Raw genomic sequence first — 25,800 nt, 5'->3', positions numbered from 1 at the left:
TATGATTCATTGCATCTCTTACCAAACGTATGCGGCTCCTTGTTCAGTGGTTCTTAAAATAATGGATCATCCATAAGCATAACCAATTGGGGTTAATATCAAACCATCTTCCAACTGGACAATCTCCATCTATATCTTATAGAATCATTCTATTAATCCAAGGTACAGATGAAGGTGGAGGGTATATGAAGAAAAGGTGGAAATATATTGGTATTAGTCTTCTTGTCTTAGCTGCAGCTGGAGTAGCAGCTTTTCTGATTTGGACACAGCAGACATATAAAGCATCTCCGGAATTGAAAGAAAGGACGGAAATTCCGTCCCGTATAGATGGGTGGATCACTTACATTCCGCAAGGTGCCGTCAAAGGAGGAATCGTCCTTTATCCAGGAGCGAAAGTAGAGCCGGAAGCATACAGCTATATTGCCGAAAATTTAGCAGATGATGGATATGTAACAGGAATTCCTGAAGTCACCCTTAATCTTGCCATGTTGGACAGCGATAAAGCAGAGCAATTGATCGATGACTATCCGAATGTTAAGCACTGGTATGTTGGCGGTCATTCCCTTGGGGGGGTCGCAGCTGCATCTTTTGCCTCCAGGAATATGAATGAGGTCGACGGGTTAATTTTACTGGCCTCCTACCCTGCCGGAGATGATTTGTCCGGAACGGACTTTCCCATCCTTTCGATATACGGGGAGAGGGATGGACTGACGACGCTTGATAAGGTCGAAGAGACAAAACAGCTGCTTTCCAATCAGACGACTTGGAAGGAAATACCTGGTGGTAATCACGGTCAGTTTGGTGTTTACGGTCCTCAAAAAGGAGATAAGGAAGCTGAAATAACCGTATGGGAGCAGCAGGACATCATTATAAACGATATGACGGACTGGATACAGGACATGGAAGAGTAAGCAAATGCATGTCCCAACCAGGAAATATAACACTAAAGAAAATCCGAACAGACCTGAATTGGTCGTTCGGATTTTCTTTAGGAGTGGGAATGATCATTTACCTATATGAGAATCGATCCCATAAGGATGGCCGTCATGAGGAGCGGAAACATCCAATCTTTCTTACGGATAGTCATGGGTCTGTAAAAGGTACGATTCCAACTACCTGTAAACCCTTTGGATTCCATTGCGACAGCCGTACGTTCTGCCTTTCGGATGGCTCCTGCTAGTAGAGGTATGAGATAACGTTGGTATTGCATCCATCTTCCTTGCAGGCTGGAAGCGTATTCGATGCCCCGGATCCGGTGGGCTGCACGGATTTGTTGGAATTCGTCCTTCATCATGGGAAGAAAGCGGTAGCCTGCCAAAATGCCATAGGCGAGTTTTGGTGGCAGCCGAAGCTGCTGCATCAAGCTTAATAAAAACTCCACCATATTTGTCGTAAAGACAAACAATAAGGAAAGCGATGCAAATGCGATGATGCGGAAGGATAAAGATAATGCCATTAGCCAATCTTCTTTTGGGACGACCCATCCGAACAAGGAAACCGTTTCCTTAGCATCTGCAGGAACGTCCGCGAATGCGATGGTTGTCCATAACATCCCAAAGGCGAAGATGGAAAATATCATTAAATAGATCACATACAACTTCTTATTTACATTTCCGAACAAAAAAGTGACGGCAATTGTTGCAGCAGAGAAAACCGCCGGGGTGACAGGATCGTATCGTAAAGCCAGCACGAAGACAACGGCGAGGATCGTCAATGCTTTCACTGTCGGGTTAACGTTATGAAAAGACATGAGTCCGCTCCTTTGCGTCCCTTGAGGATGTCAGTTTCAGCCTCGGGGGTGTTTCCAAATGGTAATCTTCCAATGATTCTATTTCCCATAGTTCTTCCGTAGGTCCGTCCCATTGAATACCGCCTTCCTGGATAACGATGGTCCTTGTTGCAAAACGGTCGACAAGCTCCATGTCATGAGTGATCATGATGATGGAGGTGCCCTGGTCGTGTTTTTCTTTCAGGATCTGCATAAGACTTTCGGTAGAACCAGCATCCTGACCGAATGTCGGCTCGTCCAAAATAAGTAGATTGACATCCAAAACGAGCATGGTGGCGACACTGAGTCTCCGTTTCTGTCCTTGACTCAAAAGGAATGGATGAGAATGTTCCAAGCCTTCCAATTGACAGAGTCGAAGCGTCTTCCGGACTATTTCCTTCGTCTCTTGTTCATCCATTTCTCGCTCTTTCAAACTGTAGGACACTTCCTCAAATACAGAATCTGTTATGAATTGGTGTTCGGGATTTTGAAAAACATAACCGATTTCGCGGCGAAGAAGCTTCTCTTTCCAGCGTGTGATCGATCTTCCTTTGAAAGCAACATCTCCGTTGGACGGCTTTATAATACCCGCTAAAAGCTTGGAAAGACTGCTTTTTCCACTTCCGTTCGCTCCAACGACGGCTACCCATTCCTCAGGATGGATATCCAAATGGATATTATGAAGGACTTCTTTCCATGCCACGTTATTTGCTGACAATAGCGTTCCCTCAGTCGCCGGCTTTTTTATTTCGGGAGCTGGTAAAGGAATTGGCAGCGATACATACTCATCTATGCTCAGCGGTAGCTTTCCCTTCCATCCAAGAGCCATGGCAGTGCGGGCAGAGTAGGGGAGCCAGACGCCTTCTTTCATCAAGGTAGGCCCATAGGTTTTCAAATTTTCCAGAAGTGGTCCCTCACTAAACATATGTCCATCTTTCTCAAGGACGATTACGCGTGTAAGAAGAGAAAGCCAGCCTTCCAACCGGTGTTCGATGACTACTAAAGTCAGTTTACGCTTACGCTTTATTTCTGAGAGGATCTCGATGAATTCTCTAGCCGAAACCGGGTCCAGATTCGCTGTTGGTTCATCTAATATCAGCACATCCGGCTCCATTACGAGTGTACAGGCAAGAGCCAGTTTCTGCTTCTGGCCGCCGGAAAGGACGTGGATTTTTTCTTTCTTGTATTGTTCCAGACCAACCCAGGAGAGCGCCTGTTCGATAAGATCCTGCATTTGCGAAGGAGGTACGGCTAAATTCTCAAGACCAAAAGCTACTTCCTCCTCTACTGTAAGCATACAAAACTGCGTTTCAGGATCCTGAAATACGACGCCTACTTTTTTTGCTGCTTCTCCCGGTTTATAGGTGCACGCATCTTTTCCTGCTATCTTGACGGTACCGGTCATGGTGCCGTCAAGTTCTTCAGGATAAAGTCCCGTCAGGCAATGCACCAGGGAACTTTTTCCCGAGCCACTTGGACCAAGTACCAAAACGCTGTCTCCTTGTGCGACATTTAAGTTTATATCCTTAAGTACCGGCTGCGGGTGTTGGTCATAAGTCAACGATAAATGGTCAACTTCAAAAATCATTTTCATTATGCCGCCCGCTTCCTACGACGTTCTTTACCCAGAGCAAATCCTGACAGCACTCCTGTTTTGGCAAGGGCATCGGCAATTGCTTTTCCTGCCAGCCCGGAGATGAGAGCTCCACTTAGAAGTCTAATGATGAACATAGCTGCTACGTAATCCGTACTTAAGGCGCTGTACCCCAGGCGGAAATATTCCCAGAAAAAGCTGAACACGGCAGCCATCATACCGGAGAGCATAAGTGTAAGGAGTTGGTAACTCTTATAACGGGTGATGGCGAAGGCGGTCTCTGCCCCAAGTCCTTGAATGACGCCTGTCAAAATGAGCATCGGTCCGGACGCATTCCCGAGCAGCATTTCCACAGTGGCGGCAATGGTTTCCGATAAGAATGCAGCGCCTGGTTTCCTTAGTATGTAGGCGGCGATAATGGAGACAATGAACCATATTCCATATATGAAGTCATATCCAATCGGACCCATTAATCCGGACAGAACTTTGCCTACAGGTAGAAAAGCTAAGTAAACAACAGCGAATACGACGGCAAGTACAGACATGACGACGATTTCTTTTAATTTCCAGTTCTTCATTCCTCCTCCTCCTTTTTAGATGGGCTGTTTGCAGAAATGCTCACAGTCATCACGGTGTGGGAGGATCCACCGGCCTCTGTTTCCTTAAACACGTTTTCCAAACCGTGAAAGATGTCGTGGATATCCCCCTCCAGCCTGGTGGAATAGTGGTCAGGTGTTACAGAAATGCCTTGTTCTCTCATCCTTTCAATCTTTTCGTAAATCGTTTCCATATACTTACCTCCACCTAAAGGGTATAGAGAAAACTTAGCTGCCACCGCCTGTTTGACAGCTGCTGTATTCCTGTTCATCACGTTAGATGTTTCATCCAGGTACACATCACCAGTAGAATCGCCCGGGCAGCCGATGGAAAACGTCCCCTGAAATGCGGCATGAACCCCTGTGACGGCGGTATGGTGAAAGACGGCTTTGGCTACGTCAAAGACGTGTTCCAAACGTCCGCGAACCGTCGTCGTAACATGATCCGTTTTCATCCATACTTTGGATGTGTCGGTCTGTTGAAGGCTTGTCATGATCATATCCTGAAAGTCATTACACATAGGATGGACAGAAAAAGAGCAGCCGGCAATTTTTGAATTTCCACATACTTGAGTCATATAATTTCCTCCTTTTTTAAACACAAAAAAACTGCATTCCATGGGAATGCAGTCCAACAATCGAAAAGAAAAGCCAAAAAAGAAGTCTGATCGCGAGAGTCAGGCTGCACTTCCCCACGCTAGTATTATCTAGTTCGGGTGCTAAGGGTCGGATAAACCTCTCAGCCGCAAATGCAGCTCCCCCAGTGCAAGTTCCATGTTATGCAGTTGTCTTGGATGCCTTCATCTTAGCGAATATTTTAATTTTTGTAAATGGTTGTTTTTCTTGAAACGTATGCAGGGGTCCGGTCGTAGAATGTAGTAGTATAAAATTTCCATAAAGGAGAGATGGTATGAGCAATCAGCAATCCCTTCGATTCGCGTCAAAGAAAAGCAAGTGGTTATCCGTCTTCTTGGTTCTGGTAATGGGAGTGGTACTTATTGATGCGATAGGCGGACTGGAGTGGGGGGTATTTATGATTCCCTGCCTTTCGAATTCTTACATTGCCAAGGTGATCTTTGCAGTTGTTATAAGTGCGCTCGTCGGCTGGATATATTTTGGGACACGATATATCATCGATCACGAGGAGTTGAAAATCGTCTACGGTCCTTTCCGGAAGCGTGTACCGCTTGACCAAATCAGGAGAGTGGAGGAAGTGAAGGATATACTTCAGGCACCTGCCCTTTCCTTTGACCGCCTGGAAATTCACTATGGAACAGCGGAGTCCATTAAAGTATCCCCGAAAAATAAATCGCTGTTTCTGAAGGAGATTGGGAGTAGATGAGAAAGTACGGAGCACTTTCATGAATATATACAAAAAACAGGAGACAGCTAAGGGAAAGTGGGATTCCTTTTTTAAGGATAACTGGGACAGTCCATATATGATCGTATCAAGCGGGATCTACGATTGCAGGAAGTTAGATGGGTTCACATATGTGGGGGAAAAAGCAGAAATTATCGGTCTCATCACATACGTGGAGAGTGAGGAGGAAGTGGAAATCGTATCTCTGGACAGCTTGAGGGAAGGAAGAGGGATAGGTTCTCTTCTGATTGATAGAGTCGAGAGTGTAGCAGATGGTCGAAGGATTAAGGTAATCACGACAAATGAAAATATTCATGCTATCCGTTTCTATCAGCGCAGAGGCTTCCGATTGAAGTCCGTCGTTAGAGGAGCGGTTGAAAAAGCGAGATTAGTAAAACCATCCATCCCCCGCTTTTCTTCTACAGGGATACCAATTTTGGATGAAATCGTTTTGGTGAAAGGAGATGGGGAAAGATGAGTGAAATGACTCTGGTGAAGCCTGCCTTGAAGTGGAAGGATGCTTACATAAATTATTATAAGGAATGGCTGGAAAGTGGAGAAACGATGATACCATGGGTCATAGAGAAAGATCCGTATGCTTTTGACGAGATGATAGAATTCCTGGAAAATAATGAACGAGGAGTCTATCTTCCTCCCGGGTGGGTACCGGACACCACCTATTGGATGATGGATAAACAAGAACGAATAATCGGTGTTACCAACATACGCCACAAATTGACAGATCGTCTGAGAAAAGAAGGCGGTCATATAGGATATGGTATCCGACCTTCGGAAAGAAGGAATGGTTATGCAACGACATTACTGCGCCTTTCATTGGAGAAAGCCTGGGAAATGAAGATAACGGATGTCCTTGTCGTATGTGATCAGTGGAATACAGGGTCTTGGAAAGCTATTTTGAAAAATGGGGGGAAGGAAGACCAAGACTTCGTGGAAGAGGACGGCAACGTAGTCAAGCGGTTTTGGATAAGCAGAAAATAAAAAGAAAGCAGGCCGGTGAATAAGGTCTGCTTTCTTATATGGTTATAATTTAATAAGTTTAATTTTGTAGGATTGTTCCCCGTCATTGAGGGCGATATATGGGACCCTTTCAAAGGGGAAATACTCAATTGCCCGTGGAATAATCTCCATCTTATCAAAGAGCTCCTTACTGCTTATCAAGTCATGGAGGTCAACGTGGAATTCTTTCCCGCTGACAGAGGAAAACCTGGCGGAACCATAGCCTTCTTCCAACATATGTTTCAAAATATCCATGGAATGCTCCTTATAACGAAAAGAATAGATGTAACTACTTTTATACTTTCCCGATATAATTTTTCTCAAACCTACCCATAAAAAGATCCAGGAACCTGCAGGTTCCTGGATCTTTTTTGCGTTTAATAATATGGGGAGATCATTAGGTAAACAATGACGCCTGTCAGGCTGACATACAGCCAGAGGGGCATCGTCCAGCGGGCAATCTTTCTGTGTTTGTCGACGCGCATGGAAAGCCCACGGAATAGTGTAACAAGTGCTAATGGTACGATCAGCGCTGCAAGAACGATATGGGTGATCAGGATGAAGTAATAGATAGGTACGATTATTCCTTCCCCACCAAAATGAGTAGACTCAGCCATCGAATGGTAGGTCAGGTAAGAAATTAAGAACAATGCTGTTGTTGTGAAAGCGGCGAAAATGAACCGTTTATGCCATTTAATATTCTTTCGAATAATCATAAACAACGCTGCCAATAGAAAAACGAACGTAAAGGAATTAAAAACTGCATTTAACAGAGGAAGCAGTGTAATATCAAAACCTGTATCGCCTTCTATTTCAGGTACAAATAATAGTGCCACAACAATGGCGTTAATGACAATTGAAAGCCCCACGACCCAAGGGACGTAATTGAAATCTTTTTTAATCTCCATGTGAAATTCACCATCTCTCTTTAAGTTGTCCAATCTAAGTATATTAAAAAAACCCGAGAAATTCACTAATGAAGATACAGCTGTCGTGACAAAAATAGTAACTTTATGGGTTATCTGTGTAGAAATTTCTGAAAATAATGATTGTAAAACGCTTACAAAGGCATTATACTATCACTAAACCGATTTACTAAACCGATTTATTAAACTTAAAAGAAAGAGTCGATGTATAAAATGACAGTGACAATAGCCGATGTGGCAAAGCATGCAGATGTATCGAAGAGCACGGTCTCTCAATATTTGAATAAACGCTACACGTACATGGGGGAAAAGACAAAGGAAAGAATTGAAGCTTCGATTCAGGAGCTTGGTTACCAGCCTAATATCGTAGCGCGGAGTTTAAAGCAGAAATCCACAAAGACAATAGGTGTCATTGTAGCGAATATCCTGCACACATTTACTACAGAAGTCACAAGAGCGATCGAAGACTATTGCCACGGGGAAGATTTCCATACGATTATTTGTAACGCAGATGATGATCCTGTCAAAGAAAGACATTATATTGAAATGCTGCGGGCGAAGCAGGTGGATGGGCTGATCATTTTCCCTACAGGGAACAATCTTAGCTTGTATAGACAAATGAAGGACGCTTCGTACCCTGTCGTGTTTCTCGACCGCACGATAACCGACGTCCACATCCCGACCGTATCGCTTGATAATCGAAAAGCATCCAAACTTGCGGTCGACCACCTAGTAGAAGAAGGGTATGAGCGGATCGCTGTTATTACGACATCCATCCTTGAGCATATTTCTACTAGGATAGATAGAATCGAAGGTTACAAAGAAGCGATGAGTAACCATGGCATCGCGGTTTCAGAAGATTATATTGTCAGCGCTGAACCTCAGGGCCTGACAGACCAATTGGAAGAGCTGTTGAGATTGGATACACCTCCGGATGCTCTCCTGGCCGGTAACGACCTCGTTTTGATCGAAATCTTGAAATATGCCAAAAGGAAGAATGTGGTTATACCGGATGAATTGGCGTTGATAGGAATTGACGATGTTTCCTTCGCAGGATTTTACTCTCCGGCCATTACCACCGTTGCTCAACCAACTTTTAAAATGGGGAAAAAGGCCGCGGAACTGCTTCTCAATCAAATTACTAAAAAAGAGATACGGGAGTCTGATCTTCGGTTCCAGCCGACTTTGATGATCCGAGACTCTCTAAAGAAGGGGAAAGGAGATGGTGATGGGAAATGAAAGATGTTGCGACGATAGGAGATGCAATGATTACATTCGACCCTTTGAAAAAAGGACCGCTGAGGAATGTTCATACGTTTGAGCGTAAAGCAGGGGGCGCTGAGTTTAACTTCGCCATTGGCTGCGCAAGACTTGGGCTGGAAACTGCTTGGATCAGCCGACTTGGAAAGGATGAATTCGGAAAGTATATTCGCAATTTTGCAAGAGGGGAAGGAATTGACGTATCAGAAGTGAAGCTTGTGGACGGACATCCTACCTCCATTAATTTCAAGGAGATCAAAGAGGATGGAAGTGGCAGCACGTTCTATTACAGGAGTAATTCCCCTACACAGACACTCACAGAACAGACGTTCAATATGGATTTCATCCGCGATACGAAGGTGCTCCACATAACAGGAGTATTTGCTGCGATCAACCCGGCAAAAAACATAAGATTGTTGAAGCGGGTGATTACATATGCCAAAGATCATGGGGCATTAATTTCCTTCGACCCGAATATCCGTTTGAAGCTATGGAGCAGAGAAGAAGCAAAAGAGTCCTTAAAGGAGTTGCTGCCTTATGTAGATATCATGCTTACCGGTGTCGAAGAGGCGGAACTGTTATTTGGAGTGACGGACCCACGTGATATTGCCGCTGCGTGTACCGCTTATGGAATAACTACTGTGGCTGTAAAACACGGAGATTTAGGTGCTTATGCGTTTAAAGATAATCAATCCGCTACTATGCCTGCCGTACCTCCAGCCAAAGTGGTTGATACGGTAGGCGCCGGGGATGGATTTGATGCCGGCTTCATTTATGGTCTGCTTCAAGGATGGTCCTTGGACCGAACGTTAGCATTTGCTAATACCATTGGATCCATGGTGGTAAGTGTACACGGGGATAATGAAGGATTGCCTGAATTGGAAGATGTATTTGTTCAGCTTGGGGAGAAAGAAATGATAGAGAGGTAGGGGAGCTTATGAAGTTACAGCTTGCATTGGATAGAATGACCAAAGAAAATTGCATCGATCTTATCGAAGAAACGAAGGCATACGTGGACTGGATTGAAGTCGGGACAGGTGTCATTAAAGAGTACGGTGTTTCTTTTCTCGCTGAATTAAAAGCCGCGTATCCTGAATCGACTTTGGTTGCAGATATGAAAACATGTGATGCCGGCAAGCACGAGTCGGAACAAGCTTTCAGGGCAGGTGCAGATGTCACTACGGTTATGGCCTTTTCTGCGGATCAAACAATTAAGGATTCTCTTCTAATGGCAGAAATATACGGAAAGCGAGTCATGGTGGACCTGTTAAATGTTCAAAATGAAACCAGGCTGAAAGAGCTGTCGAACCTTGGTGTCGACTTGGTTGGTCTTCATTATGGAAAAGATATGCAGAAAAAGAAGGGCGCGGAGATGGATGAGTTATTTTCGTTAGTTAAAGAGTATCCAGACTTTGATATAGCGGTAGCTGGTGGGATAAGCATAGATAAAATAAAGACCTTGTCCGAGTACGAACCGCAAATCGTCATTGTGGGCAGTGCACTAACGAAAGCAGAGAATCCAAAAGCGGAAGCGGAAGCTATAAAGGGGGCGATGAAGGTTGAAGGAAATTATTGTTGAGGTAGCCAAGGAAGTCACGGATGTGCTTCGTAATATAAATGAGGACCAAGCCTTGAAACTTGCAGCGGAATTAGGCAAAGCAAATCGGATATTCGTGACGGGAGAAGGCCGGTCGGGTTTAATGGGAAAAGCGTTTGCGATGAGGCTTATGCATGGAGGATTTGAAGTGTATGTAACCGGGGAAACAATTACACCAACTATCGAAAAAGGGGATCTCCTTATTGCCATAACTGGTTCCGGTACGACCTCAGGTCTTGTCCAATATACGGAAACGGCGGCTGGAGCAGGAGCGAGAACCGCTGTTGTTACTACTAATTCGGATGCGCCAATTCTGGATAAGTGCGATACATATGTTCTTGTTCCTGCAGCGACGAAGAAAAGAAACGCGGGTGAACCGGAAACCATTCAGCCTCTTGGTAACCAGTTTGATCAATCCGTCCACCTCTTTTTGGATGCTGTGGTTATACAGGTAGTGGGTGGCGATCAAGAAGAAATGGCGGCAAGACACGCCAATTTAGAATAGGAGGGGAAACTGTGCAGGAAGAGATCTTAAATAAGCTGTGCCTGACTCCTGTCATCAGAGGGGTAGAACGAGATAAGATTGTTCCCATTACGGAAGCCTTGCTTAGAGGTGGTATAAAAGCAGTGGAGATTACGGCAGAGACACCTGGAGCGGCAGCCATGATAGCTGATGTGAAGAAAGAGTTCGGAACTAGGATGCTGGTTGGTGCTGGTACGGTGCTTGATCCAGAAACGGCGAAGGAAATGATTGCTTCAGGAGCAGAATTCATCGTATCTCCGGGATTGAACATCGACACAATAAAGCTTACCCACCGATACCGGAAACTATGTGTTCCGGGAGTCCTCACTCCAACGGAAATCAGCCAGGCGCTAACGTACGGAGTTGCAATGGTTAAAGTATTTCCAGCGCATGTTATGGGCCCGCAATATATTAAAAGTCTAAAAGGTCCGTTCCCTGACATTAAAGTTATGGCTACAGGGGGGATTCATCTCGGGAATATGGAGGAATATTTGACAAGCGGCGCGGATGCTGTCGGGATTGGAAGCCAATTGGTCCGACCCTCTGCCTATCAAAAGACCGAAGATTACACGTCGTTGGAACAGTTAACCGAGGATTATGTCTCGATGGTGAAGAAAAAAATAAATCTATCTTTTTCTACTATGTAAGCGCATCCAATAGGAGGAGGACATTTAATGAAGAAATTACTAATGGCTTTTTGTTCTTTTGCAATCATCGCTTTTGTCTCAGCAGGCTGCAGCAATGGTGAAGCTAAGAATCCTTCCGGAGAAGGAAGCATCAAGATCGTAGCCGCTCATAACCAAACGTCTCCGGAAAACCCTTATCAAATTGGGATGGAAGCTTTCAAAGAAACGGCTGAAAGTGCAGGCGCGGGAATTGAAGTAGAAGTTCATGCAGGCACATTGGGAACAAGTGAATCAGAGTTGGTGGAGAAATTAAAACTTGGCGGAGCAGATATCGTTCTTGTTTCTCCCGGCTTTATGTCTAAAACGGGAATTGAAGAGATTGACCTTTTTGCAGTACCCTATGTATTTAAAAATTATGACCATTGGGAAAAGGTAGTTGACGGTTCCATAGGAAAGGAAATGGCCGATATCATCAATGAGAAATCAAAGAATGATTTTAAATTGCTGGGATATTGGTCGGCGGGTGTACGACATTACTATGGAAAGAAACCTCTTAAAACAATCGAAGACATTAAGGGCATGAAATATCGAACACAGACCTCCGGTGCAGTAGCGGATTATTGGGAACAGGTCGGCGCGGTTCCTACGTCTGTGGCATGGGGAGAGCTGTACCAGGGAATGCAGCAGGGCGTTGTAGATGCGGCTGAAAACTCCTATCCGTATTTCGTGCAGCAAAATCATCACAAAGTAGATAATGGTAAATATATTACTGAAACAGCCCATGACTATACGACACGTTTTCTTTTGATTAACGGCAAAAAGTTCGATAACTATTCAGAAGAGCAGAAGAAAGCAGTCTTAGAAGCTGCCGAAGCATCCGTAAAGGCAGAAAGAGAAGCGGTAAATGCCCAGGAAGAAGAGTATAAGGAGCAGGCAGTAAAAGATGGGGCGGAAGTGAACGAAATTGATCGCCAACCATTCATGGATGCGGCTGAACCGATCCAAAAGGAGACGGCGGATAAAGTTGGTGCGCAGGATATCCTTAAGCAAATCAAAGAATTGGAATAGAAAGGAAGGGAGCCGGCCGATCCCGGCTTCCTAATTTCATCAGGGAGGCCAAGTGTAGATGATAAAACTACTGGAAAGAGTCCAACTGACCATCGGTGTTGTGTTCCTTCTTACTTTCTTCGTTACGATTGTCATTCAAGTAGTCACTCGATTTATGGGCATTTCCGCTATATGGACCGAAGAGCTCGCTACGTACTCCTTCATATGGTCTGTATTCATGGGGGCTGGTGTCATGGTGAACCGGAGGGAACATTTTCAGTTTGATTTCTTATTAAGGAAAGCAAAAGGGAAATACAAAAACGTTCTGTATTTGATTAATGATCTTATCATTCTATTATTCAGTACAGCTATCGTATATTTTGGATGGCAGGCAGCCGTCAGCTTCTGGGATTATGAATGGGTATCTATAGAGGCTATGAAAATGGGCTATGTGTGGATTTCCGTTCCTGTTATGGGAGCTACGATGGCAGTTTACACGCTTGGCCACGTTATTAAAAACATTAAGGAATTCTCCAAAGAGGAGGCAGCACTATGATCGGTCCATTATTAGTCGGCATTTTTATTTTATTGATGGTCATAGGGATTCCCATCGCTTTCGTCATTGGAATCGTTGCTCTCGTGGGCATATTTAATATCCCTTATATTCCTGAAGTCACCATCCCGGTTAAAATGTTCAACGGCTTGGATTCATTTGTCCTGCTGGCAGTTCCCTTGTTCATCCTTGCAGCGAATCTAATGAACAGTGGAAAGATATCCCAGAAACTCATTGATTTTTCTTTGTCCATGGTCGGGCATATAAAGGGTGGACTGGCCCATGCCAACATCCTTGTATCTATGTTGTTCGCCGGGGTGTCTGGAGCTTCCCAGGCAGACACAGCAGGAGTTGGGAAAATTTTAATTCCCAATATGAAAAAGCAGGGGTATGATACCGGTACGGCTGTCGGAGTTACTGCAGCCTCTTCTACTATTGGAGTTATCATCCCGCCCAGCATTCCTATGATTATATACGCTGGACTTACGAATGTTTCTGTAGGTGCTCTATTCCTGGCGGGCATTATCCCGGGGATCCTCGTAGGCATTTCCATGATGGTCATTGTTTATTTCCTGGCTTTAAAGAAAGGATACCCGACCTATCAAAAAGCCTCAATATCAAATTTCTTCAAGCAGTTTTTTGATGCGGTCCCGGCATTAATGACTCCTGTCATCTTGATTGGAGGGATCATCACAGGCATCTTTACAGCTACAGAAGCAGCAGCTTTCGCCTCTATTTATACGGTTATCGTGGGGATGTTTTATTACAAGACATTGAAAATCAAGGATTTTCCTAAAATTCTTGTTGATACACTTACATTAAGTTCCCTTTCCTTGTTTGCGTTAGCAGCTGCAAATGCGCTTGGAGAATTGATGAGTTATTATCAGTTGTCCACTTGGGCGGAGCAATTCTTCGCAAACAACATTGACAGCAAGTGGGTCTTCCTGTTAATTGTTATCGCTTTCTTTTTATTTGTTGGAACATTTATGGATGCCATACCTGCCATGATTCTGTTTATCCCTGTCCTGCTTCCCGTGGCATTGACTTTCGATGTAAGTCCGGTACTGCTGGGGATCGTTACCGTTATGACGCTTGCTGTAGGATTGGTTACCCCGCCTTACGGACTATGTCTCCTACTAGCTGCGAAGATCGGAAAGCTGCCTGTGGAGCGTTCGTTCAAAGCAGTTATTCCTTATATAGCAGTGGTGGTTGTCGTGTTGTTATTCGTGGCATTTCTACCTGACATCGCCTTTTATCTGCCGGAAAAGATGAGCCCTGACATCTTCTCCGGTCAATAAATACTGACAACAAAAGAGTAAGGGTTATAAAACCGCGATATTCTTCCATATTTGGAGGAGGTCTCGGTATTTTTTACTATGTACATTTAAAAAAGGAAATTATAAATACCTATAAATTCATCCTGTATGAGTCATTGGCCGTCTCCGGTTCAGATATTAACTAATACGATATGACTGTAGTTCTTATTTATGGCGAACGGAGGTTAAAAGAATGGCGAGTTGTTCCGATTGTTTTGATTGTTTCAATACGGATACTACGGTATCTTGTGATTTTGTTAAGGATAAAGTCTGCGTAGGATGGAGCATGCCGCAGGGAGTCAACCAAGATATATATGTGACAAGTGGAGTGAACGTTTTTAGTTCCGGTTTCGTTGCGTATGACTCTGGTGCTGCCGAGTTTATCAGCGTCACTTTTTATAATGATGGAACGCAGGTAGGCACGCCTTTAATTGTATATGCGGGGGGCAGTGTAAGCTTTACCGCAACGAACTTTACGCGCATTGAAGTCACTGTACCTGATAGCGAAGAAGGAGATATTTCCTCCGGGTTAGTTTGTTTGACGCCGCGTTATCAAGTCAATTGTGATGCAGTGTAAAAAATTCCGGCTATGGGCAGGAATTCTTACTATTATGGAAGGGAGAAACAGAGTAATGGCTATAAACTTTTATGATGGAAGTGGAGATTGTGTCCGCGGTTTAAGAGGACCTGAAGGCCCGGCAGGTCCGGCAGGTCCACAGGGAGAGGCAGGTCCGGCAGGTCCACAGGGAGAAACAGGTCCGGCAGGTCCACAGGGGGAGGCAGGCCCGCAAGGAGAAGTAGGACCCGCTGGTCCAGCAGGTCCTGTTGTTACGGAAACATCTGGATTCGCGGCTAATACAGAAGGAGCTCTAATTGCTGTGGTACTTGGAGGAACAACCGTTCCATTACCGAACTCACAGAATGTAAAAAATATCACAGTAGATCCTACAGACACGGTATTTACTATCACACTTTCCGGGCGTTATTATTTGTCCTACAAAGTAAATACAACAGCTGCATTACTATTGGGAGCAAGACTTACGGTCAATGGTACTCCATTGGAAGCCTCTGAGACCAACCCTGTGTTAAGTGTCAGCAGTTTTAATGCGGATATTATAGTATCCCTGGATGTGGGAGACACGATTAGCCTTGAATTATTCGGCCTCCTGGGTGCAGCAACTTTGCAGGATGGTCAAGGAGCTACTCTTACAATCATCCGTATTGATGACGAATTAGTATAACGAGAAGTATTTCGCCAGCTTCTTTTAAGAATTAGGGGAGCCGGCAAATGCTTCTTGTAATACGCATAGAAATATACGCACGTATTAACAGATGGGTACAGGTGGGGGAGTACATGGAAGAGGAATGTCTTCTCTAGGTGAACATAGTGCTCCCCTTATAGCTGCTGTTCGGTCACCGAAGGCTTTCATGTGATGGGAGATACATAAGGATAGATGGATATCCAGACATACGCATCCATTTTCTTCTGCAGGGATGACGTATGCGTTGGGAAGAAATTCAGTAACATATCCCTCGAATTTGCAACCATCCGGTGCACATAGATAGTACGTCTCTTCTATTTCTACGGGGAAGGTACAGGGGGTAACGACGTCACCAGCACGATCATAAATATCTACGGTAACGTGTGTGCGGAAAGCTGCTGAAATTCTATTAAGCAGAACCCGGCTTCCGTCCCTCAAAGGGAAAGAGCGCTGTTCGGATGTTTTCTCAATCTGCCAGTAGAACGTATCTGGACCAGCAGACGTTAGGATAGTTCCTTCTGCGGTGGTTAAATAACAGGGGAGCTCTCTCCGTTGAAACTCGCGAGCCGGGTAGCCGGCGGAGTAAGAAATATCCAAGGTCAAAGTCCCCTTGCATCCTTGCCCATAAGGATCTGGAAGAATGGTGATCGATTCTAGATGATCCTTTTCAGCCAGGTGCGTATCCCCGGAAGCGAGGGAAGTCTCTTCCTTTCCATTGACTAATATAGTCAGTTCACAGTTCCCGGTGCATGTATGGGTTACAGCATAACAGCTTTCTACAGCATTAAGACCGACGGTTGTATAAATGGGCGAAGGGTCTTCTGAATCATTTCTTACATAATAAGGAATACAAATACACTCTTCTGCTTCGGAAGTGGAATTAGGAACGAGTACGCGGCGCACCAATTCTTTACATGTACGGGTTTCCATCCAGTCATATACTTCTTTAACACGAACGCAGGTTGATTCCATCTCTTTCATACCCCGCCCTCCTCCAAAAGTCACTTGTTTTGATAACGTATGTGCGAATGCCCAGATCGGTGAACTATTTTTTGCTGTATTTACACATACGGCGCCGGTTTGTTTAGAAAGTGGAAAGCATGCCGAAAATATCGCTGCGATTGCTCCCTGAGGTTGCGGGGAGATGGGTAGAAAAGGTGGAAATGTTCTAGATCATAGTCAGAATTGTTGTATAATGTGGGAAAAGGATAAGAGGAGGAGGACACATGGACCCGTTCGATGTCATTGGGAATTTACATAATATCAAGCCTGTCTTCCAACCGGTGATTGGAGCAATCGATCATGATGTGATCGGATATGAGGTATTGGGACGTATCCAGGATGAAGACCGCTGGAAGTCATTGGGCCCTTTTTTCCAAGATGAAGATGTGCCGGAAGAATTCAAAGAGGAAGTCGATCAACACCTGTTGAAACTTGCAATGGACGAGATGTTGGAGAAGGAGAAGGACGGAATGCTGTTCATCAACAGGAATGCCAGCCAGCTCCTCGTGAACGATGGAGAAGCTCTTCTGGAGACGCTTCTTTTGTATGACCAAAAAGGTTTTCACTTGAACAGGGTCGTGATTGAAGTGACGGAGCATGATTTTGATGAAGATTTCGAAACGCTCGGTCACCTTCTCCTATATTACAAGACGTACGGTATTCAAGTAGCCGTAGACCACGTCGGAGCAAAAAGTTCGAACATTGACCGAATCCGTCAATTAGAGCCGCATATTCTTAAAATAGATTCAGGCATTATCCGTAAGCATAACGGGGACGAATTCCAGGATGTCATGTTTTCCTTGTCTATGCTGGCCCACAGGATAGGAGCAGCCCTCTTATTTGAAAACATAGAGGATGATTTCCAGCTTTATTTCGCATGGAAAAATGGGAGCAGGTACTACCAAGGGTATTACTTAGCGTATCCGTCGTTTGACCTTGTTGAAAAGGAGTCACTGGCTGTCGATCTGTCCGAAAAGGTAAAAAGATATGTCCATAGACAGCGCACACTTATAGAAGAACGGCTGCTATTTGTAAGGCAATGGGAAGAAAAGGTGAAAGGACTGCTGGTAAAATGGGAGGGCCCTAAAAAAGCGGATACTTTCATTGCAGAAGTGACGGATCTTTTTGATGAGGAGAGTTTTCGGATGTTCGTTTGTAATGGAGAAGGGCAGCAAGTATCTGCCAACTTTCGGAAGCGTGACAGTGAATGGCAGATGGAGCCGCACAAAAAAGGATCTAACTGGGCTTTTCGTCCATATTTCCTTGAGAACGTTATGCGTATGAAGGCTTGGAATACCGGGCTGTTGTCCGACCTTTATTCCGATATTGAAACGAAGGAAATGGTTCGTACCTTTAGTTTTCCGCTTACGGACACTCATTTTCTCTTCATCGATTTACGCTATGCTTATCTCTATAATCATGAGTGTTTACTGCAATGACGTCCATCACTTTTCATCCAATGACGAAGAAGCTGGCGATAGAATCTCTTCGTTTCGCTTATGAGCCGCCCTATGATTTTTATAATGTAGCTGTAAACGAAGAAAATGTGAAGGAGCGTTTGGATGGAAGCTATGTGGCAGCGTTTGTAGGGGAGAACCTCATCGGCTTCTATTGTACTGGTCCGAGTGCCCGCGTCCCCGCTGGGTATCCTTTTGGAGCCTATGAGCGCCGTTGTACGGATATTGGAGTAGGGTTGAAGCCGTCCTGGACGGGACAGGGAAAAGGAACACCGTTTTTCAAAGCTGTACTGGATGAGGTGGAAAAAGACTCCGAAAGCTGTCTGCGTCTATCTGTTGCCACGTTTAACAGGCGTGCCATCCGTCTTTATTCACGGATGGGTTTTGAGGCAGATCAAGCCTTCTATAGTGGTCCGGACAAGTTTATAACTATGGTGAGAGAAGCGACTGGAAAGAAGGAATAAGGCGGGTGAAAGATATTCTTTTTTAAGGGGTGTTACTTTGAATCCGGTAATGGTGGATGTGAAAGAGAAGTTAGAAACGGATCGGTTAATCTTAAGGATACCTGAACCAGGGGACGGGGCTGAGATCAATGCGTCGATTCGCAGATCAATAGAGGAACTGCGTCCTTGGCTTGGTTTCGTGCAGCAGCTTCCCACAGTAGAAGAAACAGAAGCGAACGCGCGCGAATCCCGTGCGAAATTCTACCTTCGCACAAACCTCCGGTACCTTCTGTTTGAGAAAGAAAGCGGCAGCTATGTCGGGACGTGTGGATTCCACAGGATCAATTGGAATGTCCCGGCAGTAGAGATCGGGTACTGGTTGGATAAGCAGGCAACAGGTAAAGGGTACATGAGGGAAGCGGTATCGGTGCTGACAGATTATGCATTCAGAGGATTGCATTGTGCACGGGTGGAAATACGGTGCGAGTCCGACAATCGACGGAGCAGAGCTGTCCCGGAAGGGCTGGGGTTTGATCTTGAAGGGATCTTAAGGAATGAAGACAAATCTGTTGATGGATCGAAACTTACGGATACGTGTGTGTACGCAAAGGTGAAGACCGATGTATGACGTCACCATCATTGGTGCCGGTGTAAGTGCGGCCTTCCTTGCTTGTCGTCTGGCACAGAAAAGAAACCCTTTATCCATCAAAATAATAGATAAAGGAAAACCTCTTGCCAATCGTTTTTGTGGGTCGGAGATTGGACAATCGTGTACGTGCGGTCAGTTATGCGATCGTTATTTCGGCTTTGGCGGTCTCGGAAAATCCGAAGGGAAATTCAATTATACCAATGCTTTTGGAGGAGAACTGTATAAAAAAATCGGCTCCAGAAAAGCGATGGAATACATGAAGGCTGTTGATGACATTCTTTGTGATTATGGTGGGGACGTGAAGAGGATCTATCACACGTGGAATAAGGAATTGGCAGCAGAGGCGCGTGAACACTCCCTGGAGATGCTGACCACCTCTGTCCGGCACTTGGGAACAAAAGTATCAAAACGTGTTTTTCAGAACATGTTTGAAACCTTGAAGAAATCCATCAGCTTCTCTTTCCAGACCGATGTATATGAGGTCACGTCGAATGAGAACGTTTTTCTTCTCCGCACGAGTGAAGGGATCATCCGAACAAAAAAGGTGATTTTTGCAACAGGAAAAAGCGGAAGTGACTGGATGCTCAATCAGGCAGCGGAACTAGGATTAAAATCTTTGAAAACAAGGCTTGATCTCGGGCTTAGAGTGGAGATGAAGCGTGGCCAGCTAGACAGCATTCTGGATCGCACATTTGAAACAAAATGGAGGATAGCAGCGGACGAATGGGAGGCTACGACCTACTGCATGAACCCGGACGGAAGGATTATTAGAAAGTTTCAGCACGGATGGACGATGGCAGATGGGCAGAATCAATACGAGGGAGGCGGTCCGAGCGGCAATTTAAATTTCACCCTTTTCGTTCCTCAGTATTTCCATACATACGAAGCTGCTATGAAAGCAGCATCCAAGGTGCTGGGAGGAATTAATCGAAAGGATGAAAGAATTCTCGTCCAGCGGCTCGGGGATCTTCGGCAGAACAAACCAACGTCAACATTGACTTACAACCGGGTCAAACCTTCCCTTGCGGCGGACCCTGGTTTTCTTAAAGATGAAGTTCCCGATCTTTATATTTCAGCGATGGAAACGCTGCTCCGAAGGTTAGAGAATTGGACTGGTGTAACTATGGATGAGGATACCCTTCTTTATGGAATGGATGCTAAATTTTATGAACCGAAAATGTCGACAGACCGCTGCTTTGAAACGGAGATTTCCGGACTTTATCTGGCTGGAGACTGCTCTGGCGAAACGCATTCTCTCTCCCAGGCAGCTGCCTCCGGTGTGTACATCGCGGATGTGATTTCAAAACAATTAAGCCCATGAAAAACGGTGTCTTTAATCAGTAATCCTATAAGAAAAGCGGGAATAAGAAAGGGAAATCAAAACACCTCTCATCAATAAAATGAGAGGTGTTTTGATTTAAAATGGATTGGTTGCCCATTGAAGCGATTGTTTAATGAAAATACGCTGATCCAGTTTCAACTGGGATATAATGAATTCTGCCAGGTCTTCCGGCTGCATGAATTTGTCTTGGTTCTTCTCCTCCAGCTCGTCACCAAAGACAAGTTCTGTTGCGACAAGACTCGGGTTCATGGTGAAGACGCGAATGTTATGGCGGCGAACTTCCTGCATTAATGCTTCCGTCATCCCCTGGACAGCGAATTTAGAAGCGCTGTAGGAAGTTGAACCTGCTGTGGCTTTGAGACCGTTGCTGGATGAGATCGTGATGACATCTCCCTTATTCTTATCCACCATGTGAGGAAGGACGGCTCTAGTGACATGGTAAGTACCATAGACATTTACTTCAAACGTCCGTTTCCACTCTTCAGGCTCCAGCTCAAGGAACGATCCGTTCAAGCCGATCCCCGCGTTATTAATAAGGATGTCCGCTTTTCCCAAATCTGCCTCCAATGTTGCTACGGCTTTATTGACCGCTTGGATGTCCGAAATATCTACAGGAGCTGTGACGGCTTTAACACCATACTTCGCGGCTTCCTCAGCCACCTCATGGAGAGAACTCTCCGTTCGGGCCATCAAGCCAAGGTGAACACCCTCTTCTGCCAGTGCCAAAGCAGTGGCCTTACCAATCCCTCTTCCTGCACCGGTTATGTACGCAATTTTATTACTTATCTGTTGTGCCATATTCATCCTCCTTTCTTTTGATTTTACGACGTATACAGCCTTCTTGCAAAAAGGAAGCACGATAAAAAATCATTCCCACACATTTACTATACATAAAAAAATTATGGTAAACAAAAAGCTTGCTTGAAAAACAACTCAGGGAATCGAAAAGAATAATGTAAAGTTACCTTGACGTAAAGGTGGCTTTACATTATTCTTTTTATAGAAAGGGCGGTAGGGTAATTGTGAAAAATCATTTAGTAGCCTATAGAAAAAAACATCAATTATCACAGGATCGTCTGGCAGAAAAGTTAGGGGTTTCCAGACAGACGATTATATCCATCGAGAAAGGAAGATATGATCCATCCCTGCCTTTAGCATTTAAAATTGCACGTATTTTTCAGGCTGCCATTGAAGATATATTTATTTTTGAGGAGGAAAAATAATGGATTATTATCCACTGGCGTATAAAGTAGCAGGTGGACTATTCAGTGTACAGGCGCTGTTCTTCATTCTTATATCTGTTCTTGCAGGAACGCTGCCGTCCATGCCTGCTTATTTAATGGTATCGATGGCGGTCATGAGTTTTTCCATGGCGTATCTGCACCCACAGTTCAAACAGAAGGACGAGCGTATGCAGCTGATTCGTTATAAAGGATTGTTCTATTCTTTTTTTGCCATGCTTATCTATATGTTTGCTTTACTTACGCTGCTGGAAGCAGGAGTTAACCTTACGGCCTCCATGGTCATCCAGATGTTGATTGCGTTGAATATTTGTACAGTATTCCTTTCCTGGGTAATTCTATCCAAAAAGATGTAAAGGAGGGATTGGAGATGGAATGGTTTTTTCCGGCAGCCTTCCTCGTCACATTTGGAATTCTATATTGGACAGCTCGTCGAGAAACAACGAATAACGCTTTATCTAAGAAAGGATTTATCAAAATTCTATCCATATCCGCCATTGTGTTTGCAGCGGTTGTCATATTCGTCAGTGTCTGGAATCGCTGACATCCAATGGTTCTGCTGATTTCCGACCATTTAGACAAACTAAAGGGGAAGGGAGGTCATCTTATGGGTGAAAAGAAAAAGAACAAAAATAAGAAAGATCTTAACGCATTAAGAAGAGAAAAAGGGGAGACAAACGGTACTGGAAAACAAAATCCATATCGTTAAAGGGAAAAACGTCCGGAATTTCCGGGCGTTTTTTTGTGCGTATTTATAAAACATCTTCCAGGGCGCTCTTGGAAGGTTCCATACTGATTCTTATTGGGTGGGCCTTTTTTCTCGTGAATGTATTATTACTGGTTTATTTCTACCAAAGTATGGTTATTTATAACTAAAATATTCCTTTTATAAATATTAACCCAAATATTTGGGTTAATATGGTTAAGGTTTTATTAAATTCTGTGAGAGAGGGTTGAGAACATGCACAAGAGGTATTTGCTTATTCTAATGACTGTCTTGGCTTTTTTCCTTGCTGCCTGTGGCTCGTCTGAAGAAACCGGTTCTTCAGATAACCAGGACACAGCAGCAGAAGAAAAGAAAAAAGACGAAGGTGAAGAAAAAGAAAAGAAAGAGGAGAAAGAGGAGAAAGCAACAGATGAGGAGGAAGCTTCGCCCAATGGGGGGGAAGTTATGACAGATAATATCACCGAACAATCAGAAGGCGATGTTGAAGTGCTATATACGAATGAAGATCCTGGTTTCAAAAACGATATGGACGGATTCATTGTGTCTGTAGAGAAGTATCAGGTCCTGAAAGTCACGGACATGAACGATGACATGTACATAGAATTCGATGATCAAAACGACGGCTATGTTGTCGTTGCGGAAGTGAAAGTGAACAATACGAAAGATAAAGCGATGTATTATCCGAGTTTTCTAAGGCTCCAAGGGATGAACTCGACAGATTTTCTTACCTCTTCCAGAACTTTCGTAAGAGATGAGTATCCAAAGTCGGAAGTGGAAGAGGAAACCTCTAAATACGCTGCAGGGGAAGAAGTAACAGGTCTGGTTACATTCACAATGACCAACGATCAATTCGATGTGCTCCAAAGTGTTAAACCGAAGTTGGTGATCGAAGGGGGAGCTGCGGATAATAGCAGCTTCAGCGATTCTTACAAAGGAAACGAAACATTTGATTTCGTATACGGTGAACAACAAAAAGAAGAAGTAGAAGCGGAATCTAATCTATATCCGGACGAGTTGACAACAGGAAACCTTGCGAATAAGACGATGATATTTGAAGAAGAGGGTATCGACGAATCCAAGCAGCTTGGGGATGTCCAAGTGACACTGGATGGCGTCCAGTATGCTGAGATCGAACCGACTGCTGGTAATGAAGCGAGGTTCTCGAACTTTGGTGACGCGGGCATGGTTGCGCTCACCATCAAGCTCTCGTTGGATAATCAATCCGATCAACCTGTGAGTATATGGAATTTAGGGTCTAAAGTGAATGTAGATGACGGCCGGGCTTCCGTGCTTTCACAAGGCATGGTTGAACCATCCGATCCGCAAGCCGTTGAAGCGGGAGAATCCGGAGAGAAATACCACGTCTTTCTTTTCAGAAAAGACGATTTTGAATCTTACGGGTCTTTCCAACTGGAATTCGGTCCGTTCATCGCTGATGATGGTGAAAAAATGTACAAAGGGGAAACGGTCACGTTCGACCTTCCAAGATAGAATATAAACAAACTTAATGAATAGTGTCGTGAGTAAACGAGCCTCTCTAACGCAAGAGGCTCGTTCTTTAAAAGGCATTATCCTTGATGAGTGATTCGCTTGTATAGAAAATTTCATCCAATATTTACAATAGATATTAAAATCAAATTACATATTGATAACCCACCTTTCTTTGTGGAGGGAACGCGTTAAAATGAGGCTGCAGGATACTATAAACTTCGTGCTAAAAGGAGAAGCAGCCAGTGAGAGTACAGACATTGATTCAATACACATCTATACAGGCGCCACTAAATATGGAAGAACAAAGGAGCATGGTGAAAGGGGTCACTGCCGATTCCCGTGCCATGGAGGAAGGATATGTGTTTGTGGCCGTGCCCGGATATAATTCGGATGGTCATGCTTTCATCAGCAACGCGATAGAAAAAGGAGCGGTCTTAGTTGTTGGAGAGAAGCCATTGGAAGGACTTCCGGTTCCTTATATCCAAGTGGATAATAGCCGGAAGTTCCTTGGTCAAGCAGCAGCTGCATTCTACGGATATCCGGCCGAGAAGAAGACTGTCATTGGAGTCACCGGAACAAACGGGAAAACGACAACCAGTCATATCCTAAAACATATTTGTGAACAGAATGGCTATACTTGCAGTTTGTTCGGGACGATCGACAATATTGTAAATGGTGAAACGCTTCCGGCCGATCAAACCACACCGGATGCACCCACTATACAAAAGCTGCTGGCAGAAAGTGAGGACGATCTAATTATTATGGAAGTGTCCTCTCATGGTCTGGAGCAGTATCGGCTGGAAGGCATCTCCTTTGATTATGCTGTCTTCACAAACCTCACCCATGACCACTTGGATTATCACAGGACAATGGAAGAATATTTTCAGGCGAAGTCGAAGTTGTTTACGATGCTGAAAAAGAATGGAGCAGCCATTATAAACACAGACGATCCGTGGGGAAGCAAGCTTGCCTCCTGTTTCGAAGATAAACCTTTGAAGACGATTGGTCAGGAACAAGGTTGTTCTCTGAAAATGGAAAGCCTTCTTCCAGCATCGTCCATGGTACTTCTTAGAGAAGAAAACCAGCATGTGGTCCTACCTTCTCCATTGGAGGGGGAGCACAACTTATACAACACCGCCCAAGCCTATGCCGTAGCGAAAAGTCTTGACATTCCTACCGATGCTGTTTTGGAATCATTACAGCAGTTTGAGGGGATTAAAGGCAGGTTCGAAGTGATTCGGACGGATTTTGATGTAACGATCGTCATTGATTACGCTCATACAGCAGATAGTATCTCCCATACATTACAAGCGGTACGAGCTCAAGGGGCATCCTCTATATGTCACGTCTTCGGTTTTAGAGGCAACAGAGACATATCTAAAAGGGAGAAAATGCTTCTTGCTTCTCTGGAACATGCGGATCGAACGGTATTGACGATGGATGATTTAAACGGTGTTTCTGTAAGTGAAATGAAAGAAGAGGTGACCATGATCCAGGAAACTTTCGCAGGTGACCGAGGGACCTTTGTATCGGACAGAACGATCGCTATTGAGAATGCAGTACTGGAGGCTGAAAGCGGTACATGGGTGATTATCACCGGAAAAGGGCATGAGACCTACCAACAGGACTTCTGTTATTCCGTTCACTCCGATAGAGAAACAGTGGATTATATCCTTGAAAAAAGGAAAATCCGTGTTTGAAGCTTGAAAATAAATGAAGAAAAAACACGGCAGAATATTATCTGCTGTGTTTTTTCCATTTAACACCATTGGTAATAGTTCCGATTATTCCTACTCCGAGGAACAAGTAGGCAACGATTATAGACATTTCTTCTAGTTGGTTCGTCCATAATCGGTATAGGCCGACCATAACTAACAACAGGCTGCCGATGAGGCCGATGCCGCTTTTCATTTGTTTGTTCACGGCTCATCCCCCTTTAAACTTTCTTTAAAAATATCATACCATGGTATTTTCTGCACGATTTAAAAAAGAAGGTATGTAAA

Annotated in this window: 32 protein-coding genes and 1 riboswitch; of the genes, 23 read left to right on the top strand and 9 right to left on the bottom strand. The window is 44.4% G+C overall.

The genetic code is table 11. From position 1 onward, the window contains the following. Positions 1 to 185: 185 nt before the first annotated feature. Positions 186 to 911 (top strand): alpha/beta family hydrolase, encoded by a 726-nt coding sequence (locus tag M662_RS10930; RefSeq protein WP_008639770.1) that lies wholly within the window; start codon positions 186 to 188, stop codon positions 909 to 911. A 101-nt stretch (positions 912 to 1,012) separates the two neighbouring features. Here M662_RS10930 and M662_RS10925 read toward each other — a convergent pair whose 3' ends face one another. Genes M662_RS10925 through M662_RS10910 form a run of 4 tightly spaced genes read right to left on the bottom strand, consistent with a single transcriptional unit; the run spans position 1,013 to position 4,536 of the window. Beyond that, positions 1,013 to 1,750: an energy-coupling factor transporter transmembrane component T family protein gene (locus M662_RS10925; RefSeq protein WP_008639773.1), complete on the bottom strand. Its 738-nt coding sequence runs from the start codon at positions 1,748 to 1,750 to the stop codon at positions 1,013 to 1,015. After that, a complete protein-coding gene (locus tag M662_RS10920) occupies positions 1,737 to 3,362 on the bottom strand; it encodes an ABC transporter ATP-binding protein (protein ID WP_008639775.1) in 1,626 nt (541 codons plus the stop codon). The genes M662_RS10925 and M662_RS10920 overlap by 14 nt, the downstream gene beginning before the upstream one ends. Beyond that, a complete protein-coding gene (locus M662_RS10915) occupies positions 3,362 to 3,940 on the bottom strand; it encodes an ECF transporter S component (RefSeq protein ID WP_008639777.1) in 579 nt (192 codons plus the stop codon). The genes M662_RS10920 and M662_RS10915 overlap by 1 nt, the downstream gene beginning before the upstream one ends. Continuing rightward, entirely contained in the window at positions 3,937 to 4,536 is a 600-nt protein-coding gene (locus tag M662_RS10910) for a YkoF family thiamine/hydroxymethylpyrimidine-binding protein (RefSeq protein WP_026577292.1), read from the bottom strand. The genes M662_RS10915 and M662_RS10910 overlap by 4 nt, the downstream gene beginning before the upstream one ends. A gap of 94 nt (positions 4,537 to 4,630) precedes the next feature. Then, a riboswitch (TPP riboswitch) is annotated at positions 4,631 to 4,730 on the bottom strand. Between the two features lie 138 nt (positions 4,731 to 4,868). Here M662_RS10910 and M662_RS10905 point away from each other — a divergent pair. The 3 genes from M662_RS10905 to M662_RS10895 are packed head-to-tail and all read left to right on the top strand — an operon-like array spanning position 4,869 to position 6,317. Further along, complete coding sequence (locus tag M662_RS10905; protein WP_051348861.1) at positions 4,869 to 5,300, top strand: PH domain-containing protein; 432 nt, start codon at positions 4,869 to 4,871, stop codon at positions 5,298 to 5,300. Between the two features lie 19 nt (positions 5,301 to 5,319). Further along, on the top strand, positions 5,320 to 5,796 hold the full coding sequence (locus M662_RS10900) for a GNAT family N-acetyltransferase (RefSeq protein ID WP_026577293.1): 477 nt from the start codon (positions 5,320 to 5,322) through the stop codon (positions 5,794 to 5,796). Further along, positions 5,793 to 6,317 (top strand): GNAT family N-acetyltransferase, encoded by a 525-nt coding sequence (locus tag M662_RS10895; RefSeq protein ID WP_026577294.1) that lies wholly within the window; start codon positions 5,793 to 5,795, stop codon positions 6,315 to 6,317. The genes M662_RS10900 and M662_RS10895 overlap by 4 nt, the downstream gene beginning before the upstream one ends. 42 nt (positions 6,318 to 6,359) lie before the next feature. Here the strand turns inward: M662_RS10895 and M662_RS10890 are convergent, their stop codons facing one another. Both M662_RS10890 and M662_RS10885 read right to left on the bottom strand, forming a co-directional pair. Beyond that, positions 6,360 to 6,590: a hypothetical protein gene (locus M662_RS10890; protein ID WP_026577295.1), complete on the bottom strand. Its 231-nt coding sequence runs from the start codon at positions 6,588 to 6,590 to the stop codon at positions 6,360 to 6,362. Between the two features lie 122 nt (positions 6,591 to 6,712). After that, positions 6,713 to 7,243 (bottom strand): DUF420 domain-containing protein, encoded by a 531-nt coding sequence (locus tag M662_RS10885; RefSeq protein WP_026577296.1) that lies wholly within the window; start codon positions 7,241 to 7,243, stop codon positions 6,713 to 6,715. A 231-nt stretch (positions 7,244 to 7,474) separates the two neighbouring features. On the opposite strand from M662_RS10885, the gene M662_RS10880 reads away from it, so the two are divergent. The 10 genes from M662_RS10880 to M662_RS19650 all read left to right on the top strand — a co-directional run bounded on the left by M662_RS10880 (position 7,475) and on the right by M662_RS19650 (position 15,424). After that, complete coding sequence (locus M662_RS10880; protein WP_008639795.1) at positions 7,475 to 8,500, top strand: LacI family DNA-binding transcriptional regulator; 1,026 nt, start codon at positions 7,475 to 7,477, stop codon at positions 8,498 to 8,500. After that, a complete protein-coding gene (locus M662_RS10875; protein WP_008639796.1) occupies positions 8,497 to 9,450 on the top strand; it encodes a sugar kinase in 954 nt (317 codons plus the stop codon). Before M662_RS10880 ends, M662_RS10875 begins: the two co-directional genes overlap by 4 nt. An 8-nt stretch (positions 9,451 to 9,458) precedes the next feature. Further along, positions 9,459 to 10,100: a 3-hexulose-6-phosphate synthase gene (hxlA, locus tag M662_RS10870; RefSeq protein ID WP_008639797.1), complete on the top strand. Its 642-nt coding sequence runs from the start codon at positions 9,459 to 9,461 to the stop codon at positions 10,098 to 10,100. Continuing rightward, positions 10,081 to 10,623, top strand: a complete 543-nt coding sequence (gene hxlB, locus M662_RS10865) for a 6-phospho-3-hexuloisomerase (protein ID WP_026577297.1) — start codon at positions 10,081 to 10,083, stop codon at positions 10,621 to 10,623. Before hxlA ends, hxlB begins: the two co-directional genes overlap by 20 nt. An 11-nt stretch (positions 10,624 to 10,634) precedes the next feature. Then, positions 10,635 to 11,288 (top strand): bifunctional 4-hydroxy-2-oxoglutarate aldolase/2-dehydro-3-deoxy-phosphogluconate aldolase, encoded by a 654-nt coding sequence (locus tag M662_RS10860; protein WP_026577298.1) that lies wholly within the window; start codon positions 10,635 to 10,637, stop codon positions 11,286 to 11,288. 27 nt (positions 11,289 to 11,315) lie between these two features. Continuing rightward, on the top strand, positions 11,316 to 12,335 hold the full coding sequence (locus tag M662_RS10855) for a TRAP transporter substrate-binding protein (RefSeq protein WP_026577299.1): 1,020 nt from the start codon (positions 11,316 to 11,318) through the stop codon (positions 12,333 to 12,335). Between the two features lie 58 nt (positions 12,336 to 12,393). Next, complete coding sequence (locus M662_RS10850) at positions 12,394 to 12,870, top strand: TRAP transporter small permease (RefSeq protein ID WP_008639802.1); 477 nt, start codon at positions 12,394 to 12,396, stop codon at positions 12,868 to 12,870. Continuing rightward, on the top strand, positions 12,867 to 14,165 hold the full coding sequence (locus M662_RS10845) for a TRAP transporter large permease (RefSeq protein WP_035387985.1): 1,299 nt from the start codon (positions 12,867 to 12,869) through the stop codon (positions 14,163 to 14,165). Before M662_RS10850 ends, M662_RS10845 begins: the two co-directional genes overlap by 4 nt. A gap of 211 nt (positions 14,166 to 14,376) precedes the next feature. Further along, the gene (locus tag M662_RS10840) at positions 14,377 to 14,760 is read left to right on the top strand and encodes an S-Ena type endospore appendage (RefSeq protein WP_008639805.1); all 384 of its coding nucleotides are present in this window, start codon (positions 14,377 to 14,379) and stop codon (positions 14,758 to 14,760) included. Between the two features lie 55 nt (positions 14,761 to 14,815). Further along, positions 14,816 to 15,424 carry a BclA C-terminal domain-containing protein gene (locus M662_RS19650; RefSeq protein ID WP_162129291.1) on the top strand — a complete coding sequence of 203 codons (609 nt, stop codon included), beginning with the start codon at positions 14,816 to 14,818 and terminating at the stop codon, positions 15,422 to 15,424. Positions 15,425 to 15,508: 84 nt separating this feature from the next. Here M662_RS19650 and M662_RS10830 read toward each other — a convergent pair whose 3' ends face one another. After that, positions 15,509 to 16,426, bottom strand: coding sequence for a hypothetical protein (locus M662_RS10830; protein WP_026577301.1), 918 nt, complete (start codon positions 16,424 to 16,426; stop codon positions 15,509 to 15,511). A gap of 245 nt (positions 16,427 to 16,671) precedes the next feature. On the opposite strand from M662_RS10830, the gene M662_RS10825 reads away from it, so the two are divergent. From M662_RS10825 to M662_RS10810, 4 genes are read left to right on the top strand one after another with little or no spacing between them, the layout of a single operon-like run. Then, on the top strand, positions 16,672 to 17,886 hold the full coding sequence (locus M662_RS10825; RefSeq protein ID WP_008639809.1) for an EAL domain-containing protein: 1,215 nt from the start codon (positions 16,672 to 16,674) through the stop codon (positions 17,884 to 17,886). Next, positions 17,883 to 18,368, top strand: coding sequence for a GNAT family N-acetyltransferase (locus tag M662_RS10820; protein ID WP_026577302.1), 486 nt, complete (start codon positions 17,883 to 17,885; stop codon positions 18,366 to 18,368). The genes M662_RS10825 and M662_RS10820 overlap by 4 nt, the downstream gene beginning before the upstream one ends. Before the next feature lie 37 nt (positions 18,369 to 18,405). Continuing rightward, entirely contained in the window at positions 18,406 to 18,975 is a 570-nt protein-coding gene (locus M662_RS10815) for a GNAT family N-acetyltransferase (RefSeq protein WP_026577303.1), read from the top strand. Further along, a complete protein-coding gene (locus M662_RS10810) occupies positions 18,968 to 20,317 on the top strand; it encodes an NAD(FAD)-utilizing dehydrogenase (RefSeq protein ID WP_026577304.1) in 1,350 nt (449 codons plus the stop codon). The genes M662_RS10815 and M662_RS10810 overlap by 8 nt, the downstream gene beginning before the upstream one ends. 96 nt (positions 20,318 to 20,413) lie before the next feature. On the opposite strand, the gene M662_RS10805 is transcribed toward M662_RS10810, so the two are convergent. After that, the gene (locus tag M662_RS10805; RefSeq protein WP_026577305.1) at positions 20,414 to 21,136 is read right to left on the bottom strand and encodes a 3-ketoacyl-ACP reductase; all 723 of its coding nucleotides are present in this window, start codon (positions 21,134 to 21,136) and stop codon (positions 20,414 to 20,416) included. 224 nt (positions 21,137 to 21,360) lie between these two features. Here M662_RS10805 and M662_RS10800 point away from each other — a divergent pair, with 224 nt between their 5' ends. The 5 genes from M662_RS10800 (at position 21,361) to M662_RS10780 (ending at position 25,497) form a co-directional block, all read left to right on the top strand. Continuing rightward, the gene (locus M662_RS10800; RefSeq protein ID WP_008639817.1) at positions 21,361 to 21,561 is read left to right on the top strand and encodes a helix-turn-helix transcriptional regulator; all 201 of its coding nucleotides are present in this window, start codon (positions 21,361 to 21,363) and stop codon (positions 21,559 to 21,561) included. Next, positions 21,561 to 21,935: a hypothetical protein gene (locus M662_RS10795; protein WP_008639819.1), complete on the top strand. Its 375-nt coding sequence runs from the start codon at positions 21,561 to 21,563 to the stop codon at positions 21,933 to 21,935. Before M662_RS10800 ends, M662_RS10795 begins: the two co-directional genes overlap by 1 nt. 14 nt (positions 21,936 to 21,949) lie before the next feature. Continuing rightward, entirely contained in the window at positions 21,950 to 22,123 is a 174-nt protein-coding gene (locus M662_RS10790) for a hypothetical protein (protein WP_162129290.1), read from the top strand. Between the two features lie 417 nt (positions 22,124 to 22,540). Beyond that, on the top strand, positions 22,541 to 23,797 hold the full coding sequence (locus M662_RS10785; protein WP_008640188.1) for a DUF5068 domain-containing protein: 1,257 nt from the start codon (positions 22,541 to 22,543) through the stop codon (positions 23,795 to 23,797). Positions 23,798 to 24,039: 242 nt separating this feature from the next. Beyond that, positions 24,040 to 25,497, top strand: a complete 1,458-nt coding sequence (locus M662_RS10780) for a UDP-N-acetylmuramoyl-L-alanyl-D-glutamate--2,6-diaminopimelate ligase (RefSeq protein WP_026577306.1) — start codon at positions 24,040 to 24,042, stop codon at positions 25,495 to 25,497. Between the two features lie 37 nt (positions 25,498 to 25,534). Here the strand turns inward: M662_RS10780 and M662_RS10775 are convergent, their stop codons facing one another. After that, positions 25,535 to 25,720 (bottom strand): hypothetical protein, encoded by a 186-nt coding sequence (locus M662_RS10775; RefSeq protein ID WP_026577307.1) that lies wholly within the window; start codon positions 25,718 to 25,720, stop codon positions 25,535 to 25,537. Between the last annotated feature and the right edge of the window lie 80 nt (positions 25,721 to 25,800).

It is taken from the genome of Bacillus sp. SB49 (assembly GCF_000469135.2).
In the GTDB taxonomy this organism is placed as follows: Bacteria; Bacillota; Bacilli; order Bacillales; family Halobacillaceae; genus Halobacillus.
This window is presented reverse-complemented; position numbering and strand designations above follow the sequence as displayed.